This is a genomic window from uncultured Cytophaga sp., assembly GCF_937863595.1.
Classification (GTDB): domain Bacteria; phylum Bacteroidota; class Bacteroidia; order Cytophagales; family Cytophagaceae; genus Cytophaga.
On the sequence record NZ_CALMGQ010000063.1, the window covers coordinates 1 to 17,553 of the forward strand.

Annotated in this window: 21 protein-coding genes and 1 pseudogene; 7 read left to right on the forward strand and 15 right to left on the reverse strand. The window is 33.6% G+C overall.

Annotated features, from left to right (window positions below; genetic code table 11):
• Positions 1-148 precede the first annotated feature (148 nt).
• From Q0543_RS05350 to glmM, 7 genes are all read right to left on the reverse strand, one after another.
• A complete protein-coding gene (locus Q0543_RS05350) occupies positions 149-706 on the reverse strand; it encodes an RDD family protein (protein WP_299250143.1) in 558 nt (185 codons plus the stop codon).
• Positions 707-831: 125 nt separating this feature from the next.
• Positions 832-1,251: an SRPBCC domain-containing protein gene (locus tag Q0543_RS05355; protein ID WP_299250145.1), complete on the reverse strand. Its 420-nt coding sequence runs from the start codon at positions 1,249-1,251 to the stop codon at positions 832-834.
• A gap of 117 nt (positions 1,252-1,368) precedes the next feature.
• Positions 1,369-1,938, reverse strand: coding sequence for a Crp/Fnr family transcriptional regulator (locus tag Q0543_RS05360; RefSeq protein WP_299250147.1), 570 nt, complete (start codon positions 1,936-1,938; stop codon positions 1,369-1,371).
• Positions 1,931-2,455 carry a hypothetical protein gene (locus tag Q0543_RS05365; RefSeq protein WP_299250149.1) on the reverse strand — a complete coding sequence of 175 codons (525 nt, stop codon included), beginning with the start codon at positions 2,453-2,455 and terminating at the stop codon, positions 1,931-1,933. Before Q0543_RS05365 ends, Q0543_RS05360 begins: the two co-directional genes overlap by 8 nt.
• A 141-nt stretch (positions 2,456-2,596) precedes the next feature.
• Positions 2,597-3,142: a hypothetical protein gene (locus Q0543_RS05370; protein ID WP_299250151.1), complete on the reverse strand. Its 546-nt coding sequence runs from the start codon at positions 3,140-3,142 to the stop codon at positions 2,597-2,599.
• 6 nt (positions 3,143-3,148) lie between these two features.
• Positions 3,149-4,276, reverse strand: a complete 1,128-nt coding sequence (locus Q0543_RS05375) for a cysteine desulfurase family protein (protein WP_299250153.1) — start codon at positions 4,274-4,276, stop codon at positions 3,149-3,151.
• Complete coding sequence (gene glmM / locus Q0543_RS05380; RefSeq protein ID WP_299250155.1) at positions 4,257-5,660, reverse strand: phosphoglucosamine mutase; 1,404 nt, start codon at positions 5,658-5,660, stop codon at positions 4,257-4,259. Before glmM ends, Q0543_RS05375 begins: the two co-directional genes overlap by 20 nt.
• Positions 5,661-5,835: 175 nt before the next feature.
• On the opposite strand from glmM, the gene mazG reads away from it, so the two are divergent.
• Entirely contained in the window at positions 5,836-6,630 is a 795-nt protein-coding gene (gene mazG, locus Q0543_RS05385) for a nucleoside triphosphate pyrophosphohydrolase (protein WP_299250157.1), read from the forward strand.
• A gap of 116 nt (positions 6,631-6,746) precedes the next feature.
• On the opposite strand, the pseudogene fabG reads toward mazG, so the two are convergent.
• The 8 genes and pseudogenes from fabG to Q0543_RS05425 all read right to left on the reverse strand — a co-directional run bounded on the left by fabG (position 6,747) and on the right by Q0543_RS05425 (position 14,060).
• Positions 6,747-7,497: pseudogene (gene fabG / locus Q0543_RS05390) on the reverse strand (3-oxoacyl-[acyl-carrier-protein] reductase).
• Positions 7,498-7,633: 136 nt separating this feature from the next.
• The gene (locus Q0543_RS05395; protein ID WP_299250159.1) at positions 7,634-8,446 is read right to left on the reverse strand and encodes an SDR family oxidoreductase; all 813 of its coding nucleotides are present in this window, start codon (positions 8,444-8,446) and stop codon (positions 7,634-7,636) included.
• 74 nt (positions 8,447-8,520) lie between these two features.
• A complete protein-coding gene (locus tag Q0543_RS05400; RefSeq protein WP_299250161.1) occupies positions 8,521-9,546 on the reverse strand; it encodes a TauD/TfdA family dioxygenase in 1,026 nt (341 codons plus the stop codon).
• A gap of 2 nt (positions 9,547-9,548) precedes the next feature.
• On the reverse strand, positions 9,549-10,259 hold the full coding sequence (locus Q0543_RS05405) for an SDR family NAD(P)-dependent oxidoreductase (protein WP_299250164.1): 711 nt from the start codon (positions 10,257-10,259) through the stop codon (positions 9,549-9,551).
• Complete coding sequence (locus Q0543_RS05410; RefSeq protein WP_299250166.1) at positions 10,256-11,065, reverse strand: hypothetical protein; 810 nt, start codon at positions 11,063-11,065, stop codon at positions 10,256-10,258. Before Q0543_RS05410 ends, Q0543_RS05405 begins: the two co-directional genes overlap by 4 nt.
• Complete coding sequence (locus Q0543_RS05415; protein WP_299250168.1) at positions 11,058-11,630, reverse strand: hypothetical protein; 573 nt, start codon at positions 11,628-11,630, stop codon at positions 11,058-11,060. Before Q0543_RS05415 ends, Q0543_RS05410 begins: the two co-directional genes overlap by 8 nt.
• Positions 11,631-12,060: 430 nt before the next feature.
• Positions 12,061-12,894: a DMT family transporter gene (locus Q0543_RS05420; RefSeq protein WP_299250170.1), complete on the reverse strand. Its 834-nt coding sequence runs from the start codon at positions 12,892-12,894 to the stop codon at positions 12,061-12,063.
• A gap of 119 nt (positions 12,895-13,013) precedes the next feature.
• Positions 13,014-14,060: an RluA family pseudouridine synthase gene (locus Q0543_RS05425; protein WP_299250172.1), complete on the reverse strand. Its 1,047-nt coding sequence runs from the start codon at positions 14,058-14,060 to the stop codon at positions 13,014-13,016.
• Positions 14,061-14,666: 606 nt separating this feature from the next.
• On the opposite strand from Q0543_RS05425, the gene Q0543_RS05430 reads away from it, so the two are divergent.
• The 6 genes from Q0543_RS05430 (at position 14,667) to Q0543_RS05455 (ending at position 17,552) form a co-directional block, all read left to right on the forward strand.
• A complete protein-coding gene (locus Q0543_RS05430; RefSeq protein ID WP_299250174.1) occupies positions 14,667-15,584 on the forward strand; it encodes a pyridoxal-phosphate dependent enzyme in 918 nt (305 codons plus the stop codon).
• 98 nt (positions 15,585-15,682) lie between these two features.
• Positions 15,683-16,168 (forward strand): hypothetical protein, encoded by a 486-nt coding sequence (locus Q0543_RS05435; RefSeq protein ID WP_299250176.1) that lies wholly within the window; start codon positions 15,683-15,685, stop codon positions 16,166-16,168.
• 132 nt (positions 16,169-16,300) lie between these two features.
• Positions 16,301-16,534 (forward strand): hypothetical protein, encoded by a 234-nt coding sequence (locus Q0543_RS05440; RefSeq protein WP_299250178.1) that lies wholly within the window; start codon positions 16,301-16,303, stop codon positions 16,532-16,534.
• A gap of 172 nt (positions 16,535-16,706) precedes the next feature.
• Entirely contained in the window at positions 16,707-16,913 is a 207-nt protein-coding gene (locus Q0543_RS05445; RefSeq protein WP_299250180.1) for a hypothetical protein, read from the forward strand.
• On the forward strand, positions 16,903-17,229 hold the full coding sequence (locus Q0543_RS05450) for a type II toxin-antitoxin system RelE/ParE family toxin (protein WP_299250182.1): 327 nt from the start codon (positions 16,903-16,905) through the stop codon (positions 17,227-17,229). Before Q0543_RS05445 ends, Q0543_RS05450 begins: the two co-directional genes overlap by 11 nt.
• 176 nt (positions 17,230-17,405) lie before the next feature.
• Positions 17,406-17,552, forward strand: coding sequence for a hypothetical protein (locus tag Q0543_RS05455; protein WP_299250184.1), 147 nt, complete (start codon positions 17,406-17,408; stop codon positions 17,550-17,552).
• Position 17,553: the final 1 nt, after the last annotated feature.

Here is a 17,553-nt window from a genome sequence, read left to right on the forward strand (position 1 = left end):
ACCTGTAAAGTTAATATTTTATCAGTTACTCCCCAGCTTTTTTACCTGACCCGAGATTACCCCTGTTCGGTTAGTTTATGAAGAAATAAAAAAAAAGAGTCCTGATTACAAAGTAATCAGGACTCTTTTGCAAAGAAATACGTTTGTATTATACGATATCAGATTTTTTGAATACAGCTGTTTTAGCAACCATATCATGAATTGCTTGTTTTTTTGCACCTAAAACCATGAAGCAACCAACAAATATGATTAACCCGACATAGCCACCAATTGAACCAAGTATAGAAATACCTAAAATAGTACCAAGTATGGTTAAAATGTTACCACTAGATTTTACCGCCCAACGTGTCATTAATGTACCTACTGGAGCAGCCGTACCATCTTGGTTGGCAACTTTAATTCCTAAAATTAACTTTCCTAATGTAAGTCCTGTTAATCCTTCAATTAAATAATAAACCACATAAATTGTAGGTACAACGACCATTAATGCCATTAAGGATCCTAAAAATCCACCAACTGCTGCTGCTGCTGCTGGGTCTGTACCTCCCATAGTTTCAGCACCTGCTGTAGCTACAGCAGCGCCTAAAAATCCACCAATAATTGGTGCAGCTACAAATGAAATACCGAAAATAATTAGTACATCTAATAAGAGTGCTGCTAATCGAGTGCCAAAATCTACGCGTGTTACTTCTGTTGTGTTTTCCATTTTTGAAATAAAAGTTAAAAGTTAAAATTGAATATCTATGTGCTTAAAACGTAAGAAATGAAATTTTGTTTTGTAATTATGTTTTGCTCTAATCCAATAGCCAATAAAAGAGTAAAATATTTTAATTATTTTTCAGCTTCTTCTTTCAACTTTTGATTCATAGCATCAAAACCGCACTTGGTATCTGTATCTAATTTTTTATGAAATAGCGGAACAAGAATACCATTAAATGTTTCACGTTGGATGAACGTTGTTGTACCATTTCCATTATCAAAGATTAAGAATGTATGTTCTCCATCAAACAAACCTGGGAATAATAATTGGCCGATCCAGCGAAATTCTTTACAATTATCATAGACAAGAACTTTGGGTTTAAACTTCATTCCATCAAGGCTTACGTTGATTTTATTGCCTACCTGAACATCACCTTTAATAGATTTGATAAACGGATTCCAGCTTAAATAATTATTGAAGTCAGTAAGAATAGCCCAGATTTTTTCAGGAGTAGCGTTTATCATAATTTCGCTTGTGATTTCTTTTGCCATAACTGTAGTGGTTAAAACGGTGCATACTATGAATGTGAAAAACGTTTTCATTGTGTTGTTGAATAAAATGAACAACACAAAAATGCGAAAGAAAGGAATGATTGGTCTTGATAAAAATCAAGAATTTTTCTTTTTGCGTATGCGACTAAAGGTTTCGGGAGTCATGCCGAGCATAGATGCAATGTATTGTAAAGGCACTTGATTGAAGAGTTCTGGATTCGATTCAAAAAAAGTATCGTACCGTTCTTCGGCAGATAAAGAAAGCAAGTTAAATACGCGATCTTCTAACATTAAAAAACAACGGGCAATAAAAAGTTTTTCTAGGCTTATCCAATTGGTTACAAGCGTATGAATGCTTGCATAGTTTTCTTTATCAATGGTATAAAGAGTGCAGTCGGTTAAGGATTGTATGTTCCAACGTGCAGGAGTTTCAAAAACCAAACTCGACAAATCAGTTACGAAATAACCTTTGCTAGAAATCCATTGTGTAATATCTTTGTTACCAGATTCAGCATACATCCGAATGATTCCTGTTTGGACAAAACTTAATTTTTCACATAATAGTCCTTTCTTTACAAAATATTCTCCTTTAGCTAATTTCGTTTCGGTAAAAAGAGAAACGATTTTTTGTAAGTCCTCAGTGTTGACTCCAAAGTATGATTTAATGTAGTTTTCAAGTTCAGTCATTAGCTTCAGTTTTGAGATTTTTTTTATCTAAAAATTCCAAATATGTTCGTATGTTATATTCAATTTGGTCTGGCTCATTATCACGATGCGTTTGATAAATAACAGCAATTTTTTTATTTTCATCAAAGATAGACAATACAGGTATACGAGTTCGACTTGCTTTTGCCCACCGTAGAAATAGTTTAATATTTTTTACTCTAATTTCTATAATCTCAAGCTTTTCTTTCTTTAGAATATGAAAAGTGAAAGTGCCATTTGAAAATGTTATTAAAGAAATTTTTATTGACTCAAATTTATAATGCATTCTAAAAAGTCTAAAAATAGAAAATATAATAATTGAATACCAAACCATTATAAAGCTAAAAAATAGAGAGGAAGTATCTACATTCTTAAAAACAGAAAAAGAATATATAATAAGAATAAAAAATACAGCTGATTCGATAGCAAAAGATTTAAATACTCTTTTGCTGAAGGGGCTAATTTCTTTTTGAAAAATAATTTCTTTTTTCGATGACATAATTTCAATAATAATGGCATTATTATATTTAGTGCTTAGCTTATAATGCTTTCCGCCAACATAATATAAAACATCACCTAAAGCAAAAAAGCCAACGAATTGTAAATGCGTTGGCTTTTTAAATATTTAATAAATAATTTCTTATTCATCATCAGAAACAGCTTGTTCAATTTCAGCTAATTTTGCTGCTGTGTATTTGCCTTTTGTGACATGTGCAATAATGCCACGTTCATCTAAAATGAAAAAGTAAGGCTCATCTTTTTCTGTAATGTTCAACATCGTTTTATACGAGGCAAACTCACCGATATAGGTTAATACGTAAGCTTGCAATTCTTTTTGCGTATTTTGTTTAATTTTTTTAACGATGGCATCGCCAGAAACTTTGTTGCTTCCTGTAACAACAGCAACAAAATAGGTATTTACATTATATACCTCAGAAGCAAACATCGTTTTCTTTTTTTGTATGAATGTTTGGTATGCTGGCTCATACCAGGTCACTAAACTTTCTTCTGCTTTTGCAGAAAATGCAATTCCGATAATTGTGAATTTCCCTTTAACGCTGTCTGGCAAAGTAAAGGATTGCCCCGTTAATTTTTTTGTCTGAAAATTTGGGAAGGGCTTACCTGTTTGTGCTAAAGCCGAAGAGGCAGCGAAGACAATGCTTATAAATACGATTAGATGTTTCATAATAGATTATTTAATACTTTTAATTAACGTTTGAATGCAGTAATCTATTTCTTCTTTGGTATTATTTCTTCCAAACGAGAAACGTACATAACCCCAGTCGTCTTTGGCGCCAATGGCTTCTAATACATGAGAGCCAATATTCGTGCCACTTGTACAAGCACTACCAGCAGAAGCAGAAATTTTTGCTATATCCAAGTTCATTACCAACATTTCATTGTTTTCCGATGGAGGCAAACTTACATTCAACACATGCATTAAACTGGTATCAACATTCGCAGATTCGCCATTGAATAATAAACCTGGGATGCCATTCAGTTCTCCGATCATGTATTTTTTCAAAGCCGTGATGAGCACACGATCTTCTTCCATACGTTGATAGGAAAGCTCTAAAGCTTTTGCCATGCCGACTATTGCGGCGGTATTTTCCGTACCTCCACGCATGTTGCGTTCTTGTGCACCACCGTGTAGATATGGGTTAATGCTGGATCCTGATTTTAGATATAATAAACCAATGCCTTTGGGTCCGTGGAATTTGTGTGCTGAACCTGCAATAAAGTCAATGGGTAATGAATACAAATGCAAAGGATAATGTCCGATGGTTTGGACGGTATCGCTATGAAATAAAGCATTGTAACTGTGACACAGCGCACCTACTTTATTAAGATCTAGCATGTTTCCGATTTCATTATTGCCATGCATCAAACTTACCAAGGCCTTGGGAAATTCTTGTAACAAGGATTCTAGATGTGCTACATCAATAATGCCGAGTTCATTTACGTTTACATAATGGACCGATACTCGATTTAGTTTTTCTAAATATTGAGCCGTATGCAATACGGCATGATGTTCCAGTTTGCTGGTAATGATGTGTTTGATGCTGTGATTTTCAACAGCACCAATAATTGCCGTGTTATCTGCTTCTGTTCCTCCAGAAGTAAAGAAGATTTCAGCTGCTGTGGTATTTAATAAATCGGCAATTTTTTTGCGTGCAATTTCTATGGCCGAACGTGTTTCGCGTCCATGACCATGTATCGAAGATGCATTGCCAAAGTGCGTCGTAAAATACGGCATCATCGCTTCAAGAACCAATGGATCTAGAGCGGTGGTGGCTGCATTATCTAGATATACACGCATTGGTATCGAGAACTTCTTTGATATCGCTAATGATTTTATGTGCTAAATTATCTGCAATGGCATGTGTTTCAGCCTCTGCATAAATTCGAATGATGGGCTCGGTATTGGATTTACGTAAATGTACCCAGCCTGCATCAAAATCGAGACGTACTCCATCTACTGTAATCATAGGAGTTTTGGAATAGTGTTCTTTGATTTTTTCTATTACACAATCAACATCTATTTCGGAAGTTAATTCAATTTTGTTTTTTGACATAACATAGTTGGGATAACTTGCACGCATCATGGAAATAGATTTTCCATATTTTGCTAAATGAGAAAGAAATAATGCAATACCCACTAAGGCATCTCTACCGTAGTGTAGTTCTGGATAAATAACGCCACCGTTGCCTTCTCCCCCAATTACAGCTTTATTTTTTTTCATAGCAGTAACCACATTTACTTCACCTACTGCTGAGGCTACGTATTGTTTGCCATGTTTTTCTGTAACGTCTTTTAATGCTCTGGTTGACGACAAGTTTGATACAGTATTGCCTGGCGTATGCTTTAATACATAATCAGAAATAGCAACTAAGGTATATTCTTCTCCAAACATGCTTCCGTCTTCGTTGATGAAGCATAAGCGATCTACATCAGGATCAACCACAATTCCCAAATCGTACTGTCCTTTTTCAATTTCATTTGAAATGAACGAAAGATTTTCTGCTAATGGTTCAGGATTGTGTGGGAAGTGTCCATCGGGTTCACAATAAAATTCTGCTACGTCTTTCACGCCCAATGCTTTTAATAAAATTGGAAGAGCAATACCGCCTGTAGAGTTTACACAATCAATTGCAATCTTAAAGTTTTTATCACGAATTGCTTGTACATCAACCAATGGCAAAGTCAATATGGCATCTATGTGTTTTTGAATATAGGTGTCGTCTTTGCGGTATGCGCCAAAGTGTTTTACGTCAACAAATTCGATGTTTTCTTTTTTTGCAAGCGTAAGGATTTTTTTGCCATCACGTTCAGATATAAATTCTCCTTCGGCATTTAATAATTTTAAGGCGTTCCAATTACCTGGGTTGTGACTTGCCGTGATAATGATTCCGCCAGCTGCCTTTTCCCAAACAACAGCCATTTCAACAGTTGGTGTAGTTGACAAGCCTAAATCAACAACATCAAAACCCAAACAACGTAATGTTTCAGTTACAATGGATGACACCCAAGGGCCAGATAAACGTGCATCACGACCAATAACGATGGTATTACTGGCAGAATTTGATTTTGCCCAGGTACCATACGCAGCAGCAAATTTTGCTACATCTATGGGTGTTAGTGAATCGCCTGGTTTTCCACCAATTGTACCCCGAATTCCAGAAATAGATTTAATTAAAGTCACAGATAAAAAGAGTTTGTTCTAATCAAATTTACAAAAATGTAATGGGATACAGACTTTTCTTATTAAAATTTATCCGAATTAAAATTTTATCAACATCACATGAAATTATTCGCTGCAAAAACGCATATAAGTAAATAGAATATAGTTATTTGTTGTGTTAAACGTCTTATTACCTATGAATTCGAGAGCAGAACAATTAAAAGCATTTGATCGATTATTAACCATCATGGATGAATTGCGTGAACAATGTCCTTGGGATAAAAAGCAAACCATCGAAAGTTTACGCTATTTAACGATTGAAGAAACCTTTGAACTCTCAGATGCCATTGTTGAAAAAGACATGGTTGAAATCAAAAAGGAGCTGGGTGATGTGATGTTGCATTTGGTTTTTTACGCCCGCATTGCCTCCGAGACAAACACCTTTGATATAGGAGATGTATTGAATTCACTTTCTGAAAAAATGATTCGTAGACATCCGCATATTTATGGAGATGCAGTAGCTGAAGACGAAGAAGCAGTGAAACGCAATTGGGAACAAATAAAAATGACGGAAAAATCCAAAGAAGAATCCATTTTGAGCGGTGTTCCGAAATCGTTGCCGGCTATGATTAAAGCAACCCGTATACAAGAAAAAGCTCGTGGAGCAGGATTTGATTGGGATGAAAAAAAACAAGTGTGGGAAAAAGTAGAAGAAGAACTTGCAGAATTTAAAGCAGAATTTAATATTGAAGACGAAAATAATATTGATGTAGATAAAGCAGAAGGTGAACTGGGCGATTTATTTTTCTCACTGATTAATTATGCACGATTCTTAAACATCAATCCCGAAGATGCATTGGAGCGAACCAATAAAAAATTTATTAAACGATTTCAATATTTAGAAGTTGAATCTAAAAAAGATGGCAAGCAATTGAATAAAATGACTTTGGCGGAGATGGATGAATATTGGAACGAAGCGAAGAAGGTGTGATTTCAAATATTTATATGGCAATTCATTTTGTCAACAAAACTGAAACGATTAAGATTTTAACTATCCACCTAAAAAGTATAACTTCTTGTACACCTAACAAGAAGTTATACATATACTTAACCAACAGTTAACATACCTCCATTCACTTGAATGGTTTGCCCAGTAATATATGAAGCTAAATCAGAAGCTAAATATACTGCTGTATTGGCTACATCTTCACCAGTTCCAAATCGATTTAATGGAATTTCTTTTTTCCATTCTTCCATCAATTTTTCATCTAACTCAGCGGTCATATCCGATTCGATAAATCCTGGTGCTATAACATTAGATCGGATATTTCTACTTCCTAATTCTAATGCTACTGATTTGGAAAAACCTATAATTCCAGCATTAGAAGCTGCATAATTTGCTTGTCCGGCATTTCCTCTAATACCAATTACAGATGAAATATTATAATAGATGCCGATCGTTGTTTTATCATTGTACGAAGGGCTGCCTTTACAATATTAAAACAAGAGCCTAAATTAACAGTTATTACTTGCTCCCAAGATTCTGGGGTCATACGCATCAATAAACTGTCTTTAGTAATTCCTGCATTATTTACAATAATGTCAATACCTCCAAAATTATTTACTAATTCATTAATCAAATCTTGAGCAGAATCAAAATTTGAAGCATCTGAACGATACCCTTTTGCCTGGACACCTAATGCTTTAAGCTCATTTTCAAAAGCAATTCCTTTTTCAATATTTGATAAATAGGTGAATGCAACATTTGCTCCTTCTTGTGAAAATTTAAAAGCAATTGCTTTACCTATACCCTTGACGCACCTGTAACCAATGCAATTTTTCCTTCAAGAAATTTCATTCAATTTTAATTTAATTTTTTTTATTTATTATATGCATGATGAGATTAAACAAATAGTATAATTTGCATTATAGTATATGTCTGAATGTGGTTTGATATATTAAGAATCTTGATAATGCAATTCAAAAAAAATGGTTTATCTAATATTATAATGATTCATTATAATAGTTTCAAATATTTTTCCTGATACAATCTTTTTCACCTGCACAGATAACTTTTGTATAAATGGTCCTATCCGATAGCGGACCTGAGGAGATTTTTTATTTAATATTTTTAAGATCTCTTCTCCAAGAACACTTGGATCTGCAGCTTCAATCATCTCCGAATTTACCTGATCATTTATTTTATCAAATATGTCTTTGTACGCCGAATCAGCAGTTAACGTAGCGGTAGGTCTGTTAGCACTAATGTTGGTTGCAAAATCACCAGGCTGCACAATACTCACGCGCACATTGAAATTTTTTACTTCCATGCGTAACGCCTCTGTAAACATTTCAACTGCCGCTTTTGATGCAGAATAATATCCCCTCAAAGGCAAACCAAATTCACCTGCAAATGAGCTGATATTTATAATAAACCCCGTTTTCACTTCCCTCATGTGAGGTAATACGCTTTGTGTTGTTCTAACGATACCAAAAAAATTTGTCTCAAAAACATCTTTAATCATTTCTATTGGAGTTTCTTCAATCGGACCGTTAAGTCCAAGTCCTGCACAATTAATCAAAACGTCAATTCTTCCTTCATCTTCGATTACTTTTTTAATAGCATCTTTAACAGAAGCATCATCCCGTACATCCATTTTTAAGAAAATGAATGCATCATTTTCTTTTTCTTTTTTAGGATTTCTACTCGTTGCATATACTTTATAGCCATTTTCAGAAAGAGTATAAGCAATCGCTTCGCCGATTCCAGAACTTCCTCCTGTTATTATCGCAATTCGTTTTATCATTGAATTCAATTCGTTTTTAAATATTCAAGATACCACCAATGTGTTATAAAACGTATTTGTGGTATCTGAGCAAATTAGTTATATGAAGGATATTTCTCCTTCATTATTGCTAAGATTTTTCTCTCGTCGCCTTCATGTGGGTTTTTTCCATGAAAACAAAGCATATTATCAAGCACCATAAAATCACCTTTTTCCCATATAAAGCCAACTTTCTCTTGTGAAAATATTTCACATATTTCTTCTATAATATCATGTTCAATAATAGAGCCGTCTCCATAATACGTATTTGTAGGTAAATCAGTATGCTCTAAACTTAAGAGTTGTTTTATTTTTTCTGGGCCAAAAGAAACTTCAGCCATTTTTAATGTAGGTGTAAGCTCACCCTGTTTGCCACAAAACAAATTATAAACATGCGCATGATTGTGCCAGACTTTTTCTTTTGTAAATGGATGAAACGCTACTCCTTGAGCAACATTTTTGGTTTTCAGCTTTTCTCCATTCCATTGAAATTCGAATCCCATATTGCGTACAATGTCTTCTACTACACGTTTGTCTGTAGTATCATAGGATTTTTGCCAAGAAGAATTAATACCCTCAATATAATTTCTGACATACGATACCTCTCTCTTTTCAAATGTATTCAGGATTGCAGGGTCTAGTCTTTTATGGAAAGTTCTGGTGCTTACCAATGTTGTTTCTCCTCCGCTCAGTGATGGCTCTGCACAATAGAAGAAAATTTTCATAGGCCAATTTCTGAAATAAGACATCTCGTGATGTTGCGGTATTTCACATCGTTTATCAATTGTTGTAGATAAATAAACACCCGTGCTATGCTTTTCACGCGGTGCAATTCCAGCTGTATAATCTAAAGATTCATCTGTGGAAATAAGATCAGAAATTTTTTGAAACTCTTCTTGAGAAAAAGAAAACCCTCTGAATACAATACCGCAGTAGTCTAAAAGAGATTTTTCAATGAAGCTTAAATTATTTTCTAACCATTTAAAAACTAAACCCGGATCATTTTTAGGTCGAACTTCAAGAATAAAATTTTGATCTGGAAACATAATTTCCAAATTCACATAATCATTTTGTATTTTCATAGTTATTGATAAAAAACAGTTTTTATAGGATTTTTTTCTGAGTACTCTTTTGAAATTTTATCTGGAAAAATGTGTATTTCATCTAGTAATAAACTTTCAATAATTTCGCGAGCTACATTAATCGGCTCTTCTTTTTCATAAGCTACTTTTTCCGGAACCATTTTCGTATTGACATAGCCCATGTACACACCACTTACTAAAATATTTTTTTCTAAAAGTTCCTGACGTATTGATTCAGTTAAAACATGTGCGGCTGTTTTTGTTGCACAATAAGTAGCTAATCTTTTTACTATGACTAAACTAGCCATAGAAAGAATATTGACAATTTTGGCTTTTTTATTCTGTTCAAGAATCGGTAAAAACTCAATGATCATATCAATCATACCAAAATAATTAACCCTCATTTCTAAGGCGCCAGCTTCACTCGCGCCTTCATCTAAAAATGATTTCTTTAATTCTATACCTGCATTATTAATCAGAATAGATACATCTTTAGCAATTTCCGCGCATTTCTTGATTTGTACTTTATCTGTAATGTCCAATTGTACCGGAATTATTTTATCTGGAGATAATTCTTTAATTACTTGAAGCCTATCCATATTTAGTCCTGTGGCATAAATTTTATTTACACCTTTTTCCAATAAAATATTGATAAGCGCTAAGCCAATTCCACCATCTGATCCGGTTATTAGTACATTTTCATTTTCTATCATATTTTGAATGTTAAATTATAGGTTCCATAGTGATTTCCTTCATTGTCAGTAATTATAGAAGTAAACATGTGGTAATTATTTTTAAAAGATTTAACATCTGTACAAATCGTTACGGAAGTAGCTGGACTTAATGGTAAGTCTGCAAAAGCCAGCATTTCTTTTAAAATAAATTCTTTTTTATTGTATTCTTCGGTTATCCATTGTTTGTTATGAAAAAATATTTTTTCAATAATCTCAACTGCCGGAACAATTGGAATACCTTTAAAATGCCCATCACAGTTCTTAAAAGCATACCTGTCTAAATAAATTTCAAACTTTGTGTCACTCAATTTATTAAACCTGTTTGTATACTCATGATCTAAACAAGCAGGATTTGTTTTAGCTTCAAAATGTTTGAATCTGTTTTTGAACAAAGCTTCATTCATGATTGTACACTCTAATTTAAACGTATACACTAGCGTTTTTTCACTGAATACTTCGCAATACATCAAAGCTGTTCTCTTCCCTTTAAATTGAGGTCTAATTTTTACCTCTATCTTATCTGAAGTTAATAAATTTTCAAAGTTAATTTTATTCAATACCAGATAAGAGCCTAAACAAACAATTTTTTCGTCTATGTCAAACTCCATGGCTATAGAATAACTGCCTAGTAAGGCTAGTCTTTTAATAAGTATCGAGACATTGTCATTATAGAAATCCTGACTATTAGGTATTAAAAATTTGTAGAAACTATCTTCTTTTTGTAAAAATTCAAACGAATCTATATATGGTCTTGACTCAAGAATTTTTTCTTCGATATCAACCATTATTTCTATTTATTATAGTGTAAATACATTTTGTTTCTCCAGTTTCTTTCATATAAACAAGATCCGAAATAAATTCAAAATTATTTTCTAACTGATCTATAATGCCTTTTAAAAATTGTCTCTGAGCTGGCCATTGTATGTATTGATCAATATTAAGCTCTTTACAAACTTTGTAATAACGGTCTATTCCAGTAATTTCAATGCTCGATTCTTCCTTGCTTAATTTTTTGACATTAAATACAAAATCCGGACTTGCAGAAAATATGGAGTAAATAATTATTTCAATGACGTTAATAGTTCCTCTATCTTCCATTCCAATGTTGGATTGATAGTCCATTGCTTTCATTTTTCCAATCCTATAATTTAAAGAAGAGGAAATTAAGTCTATTTTGTCTTTTCCAAAATTATCTCCAATAAGATCCATGGTAATCCCATAAAAAGCGGCTGTAACATTGGATAGTCCATTCACTAATTCTCCTAGTTCAGATGGAAAAGACCCCTTGATTTCATCTTCAAACTCATTACAACAAAAAATGTCGTTTTTTCTTAATTCAATTACATTCATACTTTATTTTTATTTTAAATAAAACAACTTTCAAACTTTACTTCAACGAAACGACAAAACGTTTGAATTCCCAATAAAAATGTAACTATATTTTTAATTTTTATCATATTTATACGTTGTAATACAATAAACTTGCTATTTTAAAGGATTATAAACAATTGTATTCTAAATCAAAAATTCAACATATTGAAAATATGCACTTTTAATTTCACAAAAATGAATTATTTTATTATTAATAGCAAATATTTAACAATTTTATTACAACAAGTTCTTGGTGGTAAACATGTAAGGGTTAATAAATTTAATTCGTTTCAGTTAAGCTAATGTGTACTATTCTAGCGTTAAAATCAGGCAAAAAAAATTTTAAAATACCTTGACTAACATGTTGCCTTCAACTTCAGGCTAAAACAAATTCAACTCTGATAACAAATTATTGTTTGTTCTTAAACAGCATATTCAACAACATCCCCAACACAACCAGTCCAATACCAATCGACGATTCCCAGCTGATGTATTCATCAAAGAAGAAAATCGTATAGAAAAAAGATAAGACAATGCCTAAGTAATACACGAAGGAAACATTTTTAACTTCTTCGTATTTATAGGCTTTGGTTAAGAATAATTGTCCGATGTGTGTGCTAATACCAATCAACAACAAATACATCCATTCGCGTGCATCCGGCGTTTTCCATTGTAGGATGCTGAGTGGTAACATGAACGGAATGGTAATAAGCGGGAAATAAAACATGATCACCGCTGTGTGGTCGGTATCGCGGAGTTTACGTACCACAAAGTGTGCCGTTGCTGTAAAGAATGCAGCACCTAAACCCAAAAGAATTCCGAGTGTATTTACTTCAACATCTAATCCTTTTATGACTAATACACCACAAAACGAAATGCCAAAATAGACCCATTTTAGTAGCGGCACTTTTTCTTGTAAGAATAAAAAAGCCAATACCAATGTGAAGAAAGGAATAAGGTTGCCTATTGTTACTGCTGTGGCAAGGGGAAGTAATTGTATGGAATAGAAAAAACAAATCAGCGATAACATACCAACAATACCACGCAATATCAAGATTGGTTTGTTGTTTCCCCATAAGTTTACTTTGGCTTGTTTAATGGCAATCCAACAGAATACAATTGAAAAAATCGATCGCAGGAAAATCGTTTGTACTACGGGAATCTCCGGTATCGCTTTCACACACAAATGCATGAGTGAAAACGATAGGATAGAAAAGAGCATGTAACGAACGCCTTTTGACATAGTAGTACGGAGTATATAGTACTAAGTACTTAGTACAAAAATCTTTTGATAATTATGGATGCGTTTAATACGTGAAACCATTTGTACTATATACTATGTACTCCGTACTCTATACTTTTTTATTTTTCCTCCCCCACATAACGTTCCCACTTATCCAACACGGCTTGCATATCGGCAGGTATTTCGCTATCGAATTTCATAAACTCTTTTGTTGTTGGATGTATGAAACCTAATGTTTTTGCGTGTAGTGCTTGACGGGGTAAAAGCTTGAAACAATTTTCAACAAACTGCTTGTACTTGCCTGTAACGGTGCCTTTTACAACCGAATTTCCACCATAACTCATATCGTTAAATAAGGAGTGACCAATGGATTTCATGTGTGCACGGATTTGATGCGTACGACCTGTTTCCAAGTTACACTGTATCAATGCTACATAATGGTAAGCTGCAAGGGTTTTGAAATGTGTGATGGCAAGTTTTCCATCTTCTTCGCTTTCGTAGGTTGTTACGAGTTTGCGATCTTTTACACTTCTACCTAAATAATTTTGTATGGTGCCACTTCTTGGATCGGGAACGCCCCAACATATGGCATAGTAGGTACGCTCAATGCTGTGGTCTGCAAATTGTTTTGCCATAAACGTCATGGCATAATCTGTTTTTGCAATCACCAATAAACCAGAAGTATCTTTATCGATACGGTGTATCAAACCCGGACGGATTCTACCGTTTACATGCGTAGGTAAATTTTCGAAGTGAAACGCCAATGCATTCACAAGCGTGCCAGTCCAGTTGCCGTGTGCAGGGTGCACCACCATGCCCGGTTTTTTATTTACAATCAGAATCTGGTCGTCTTCATATACTATGTCCAGCGGAATATCTTCCGGAATCAATACATCTTCTCTTGGCGGATGCGGTAGCGAAATAGTAATGACATCGCCCGGTTTAACTTTATAACTTGCTTTGGTAGACTTGTCGTTTACTTTAACAGAATCGATTTCAATACCATATTGTATGCGCGAACGTGTTGCGTATTGTATACGCGACATTAAAAATACATCGATACGGATAGGAGATTGCCCCGGATCACAAACTACTCGGTGATGCTCAAATAATTCGTCTTCACTAAAGCCGTCTTCTAATTCTTCTGAAATGTCATTTTCTGCCATAGGTGCAAAGATACGGAAACCCTTTGGTTAAACGAACTGTTTGGGTTTTTGATACAGTAGAGGGTTGTCATATAAAATTCCAAATTCCAAAAAACAAATTCCAAACGGCTGTCTCTAAGGTTGGGCTAATATTACAAATGAGCAGTTTATCTTTTTCAAGCAGGAGCACTATAATAGCCAAAATCCCAAAAAACAAAAAACAAATTCCAAACGGCTGAAAACACAATAAGACTTAATCTGTTGCTTTTAAATTTTTGAAAAAAATGAATGTCAAATTCTAATTCTTTGGTTTGTAGAGTAGTTTGGAATTTATACACCAATCTATGCTCTCTGGCGCTAGTCTGAGCGCAGCGGGGACTAGTGTCTTTTATTTTGCTAGTCTTTGACTAGTAATTTAGATTGTTTGAATTGTACACAGTCGTCAGACCACTATTTTTGTGGTCCGACGACTTGTTCGAAAATGATACTATAAATTTTCAAGGACGTTATTGACTAGGGGCGTTGCCCCTAGCTACTCTATTTCAGACTTTCAGCCTGATAACGCTTCGTTTAGGCAGTAGTTCTTAAATCGTAAAACCAATAAAATAAAACCTTTATCTTTACAGCATGCAACTAAGTCCACTTCAACGTATCAATCTTCCCCAAACCGAAAAGGCTGGTGTACAATTGTATTTGAAACGCGACGATCTCATTCACCCTTTATACGGCGGAAATAAAATTCGGAAACTGAAGTACAATGTGTTGCAGTGTTTGCGGGAAGGTAAAACAGGCCTGTTGACTTGTGGTGGTGCGTATTCAAACCACATCATTGCAACGGCTGCCTATGGTAACGAACATGGTTTGAAAACCAAGGCCATAATTCGGGGTGAAGAATTGTTGATTGAAAATCCGACGCTGAAAGATGCCGCTGCATTGGGAATGGAATTCGTTTTTGTTTCAAGAGAAAATTATAGAAATATTCGAGAGCATAATTTGTTGGCGTTTGAATTAAGCAATTCGAATGCGTCCGCCGCGGCGGAGAATTTTTATTTTATTCCCGAAGGTGGAACAAATGCATTTGCAATTGAAGGTGTTGCCGAATTGGTAAATGAAATTGAAATTCCGTTCGATTACCTCGCTACGCCCTGTGGTACGGGTGGTACCTTTGCCGGTTTGATGAAAGGAATTAAAAATAAAGATGCGAAACTGTTGGTTTTTTCAGCCTTAAAAAATGGCGATTATATCATAGATGAAGTAGCACAATTGTTAAAAGAAGATTTTGACCGAACGAAGTTAGCGCACTTTACTTCCGATTACGTATTTGGTGGCTATGGAAAGATGAAACCCGAATTGATCGATTTTGTAAAATCTTTTAAAAAACAAACCGGTATTTTACTTGATCCAATCTATAATGGTAAAATGATGTTTGGTTTATTAGATAAAATTGAGCGAGGTTATTTTACAAAAGGATCCGTGATTGTTGCCTTGCATACGGGTGGTGTGCAGGCTTGGAGAGGGTTTGGGGAGCTTGGAATTAAGGTCTAAGCAGAAATTCCAAATGGATGGAATGACTTGGTATAATTTATTTCTTGTGTACGAATCAACTTGTTGTCATATTATAAATATTTATAATAATTTCTTAAATGAAAACTAAATTACCATTCAGCTTTAAAATTCTTATGACGGGGCTCTTAGGAATAATTTTACAATATAAAGTTATTATTGATATGCTAGAAGCAAAGAAGTTTTTGATAGTATATTCAATTCCAGGTTTAGTAGTATATGTTTTAGCTTATTTCTTTTTTAAGAACAAAAAGGGTATAAAATATGATGTTTGGGGATCTATTGGTGCAATTTTAGTGAGTGTTTTTGTTTTTTGTTTTATAAATTATATAACTAAAAAGGATGAAAAAAAGATGACAAGAGTTAAAATTGAAAAAATTGAATCTGTACAAAGGTCCAATTCTAGCGTAAATTATATTTATATTTTAAATGAAAAGACTCAAAAACTAGAACGTTTTAATGTAGTAAAAGATAAATGGGTCACTATGCATTTAAACGATACTATTAATATGTATACTCAAAAAGGAATACTCGGGTATGAAATTGTTAAAGAGTTTAGAAAATAAAATATTCATAAGAAATAATTTTTTATTTAAACTGTTTGCATAAGCAACTAAGTATTTTAGGTTTGTTAAATGCTTTTATTCTTAACTAATTCAGCCAAAAATCGTTATATTGTATAAGTAAATCTGAAATTTATGGAAAACAACGAAAAGAATTCTCTGATTAAAAAGTTAATCGATACCGAAGAGGATGCTATTCTTGACCAAGTAAAAGTTATTTTGGGTGTGGACACGAAAGACTTTTGGAATGAACTCCCTGAGCAGGTAAAAGATTCTGTTAAACAAGCAAAAGAAGAACTTCAACGTGGTCATGGTATTCCGCACGATAATGTAATGACAGAGATCAAGAATAAATTTTTAAAAAAATAGATGTCTTATCAAATTATTTGGTCATTTGAAGCCAATCAAGCATGCATCCTGATAAATACCGTTTTTTTAAAATGAAAATTTTATTGTATATTAGATATAAATAAATTACCTATTTAGGTGTAGTAATAAGCGAATAAGTAAATCTTAAATTTCGCATTTAAATAAAAGAAATATGAAAGTACTACTTGATATTAAAGACAACAAGGCGGATTTCGTATTGGAATTGCTTAAAAATTTTTCATTTGTAAAAGCTGAAACCATCACGCCTTCTAAAGCACAGTTCTTAAAAGGATTGAAAGAAGCTGTTGAGGAAGTAACTCTTGCAAAACAAGGCAAAATCAACCTCAAATCTGCCGATCAGTTACTTGATGAGTTATAAGATTGAGGTTACTGCTCTTTTTGAAAAGCAGGTTAAAAAGCTGGCTAAAAAATTTCCTTCCTTAAAAAAAGAATTTGCACAGTTGATTGTTTCCCTAAAAGAGAATCCACAGCAGGGGACTCCTATAAGTAACCATTGTTATAAAATACGTTTGGCCATTGCTTCAAAAGGTAAAGGTAAACGCGGTGGTGCTAGAGTTATTACTCATATACAGGTTATCAATAATAAAATTTTCTTACTTACTATCTATGATAAATCGGAACTTGAAAATTTAACGGATAAGGAAATTGAAAGCATGATAAAGCTGATTCCGTAAATGCGATTTATCATACTTTCAGTAAAAGACCTCTCTGATTTTTAATCTGAGAGGTCTTTTATTTTACTCTACAACAAAAATATTTAATGCAACATTATGAAAGTAATTTTAGATATTGAAAACAATAAAGCTCCATTATTTATGGAATTGGTTAAAAGCCTTGATTACATTCGGTTGTGAAAGAAGTAAAAAATAAAAGGGAAAGTAAATTTATAACTGATTTAGCAGAGTCTTTTAATGATGTAAAACTTCATGAAGCGGGTAAAAAGAAATTGAAATCAGCTATAGATTTATTGAATGAGCTTTCATTTAATAAGTACTAAA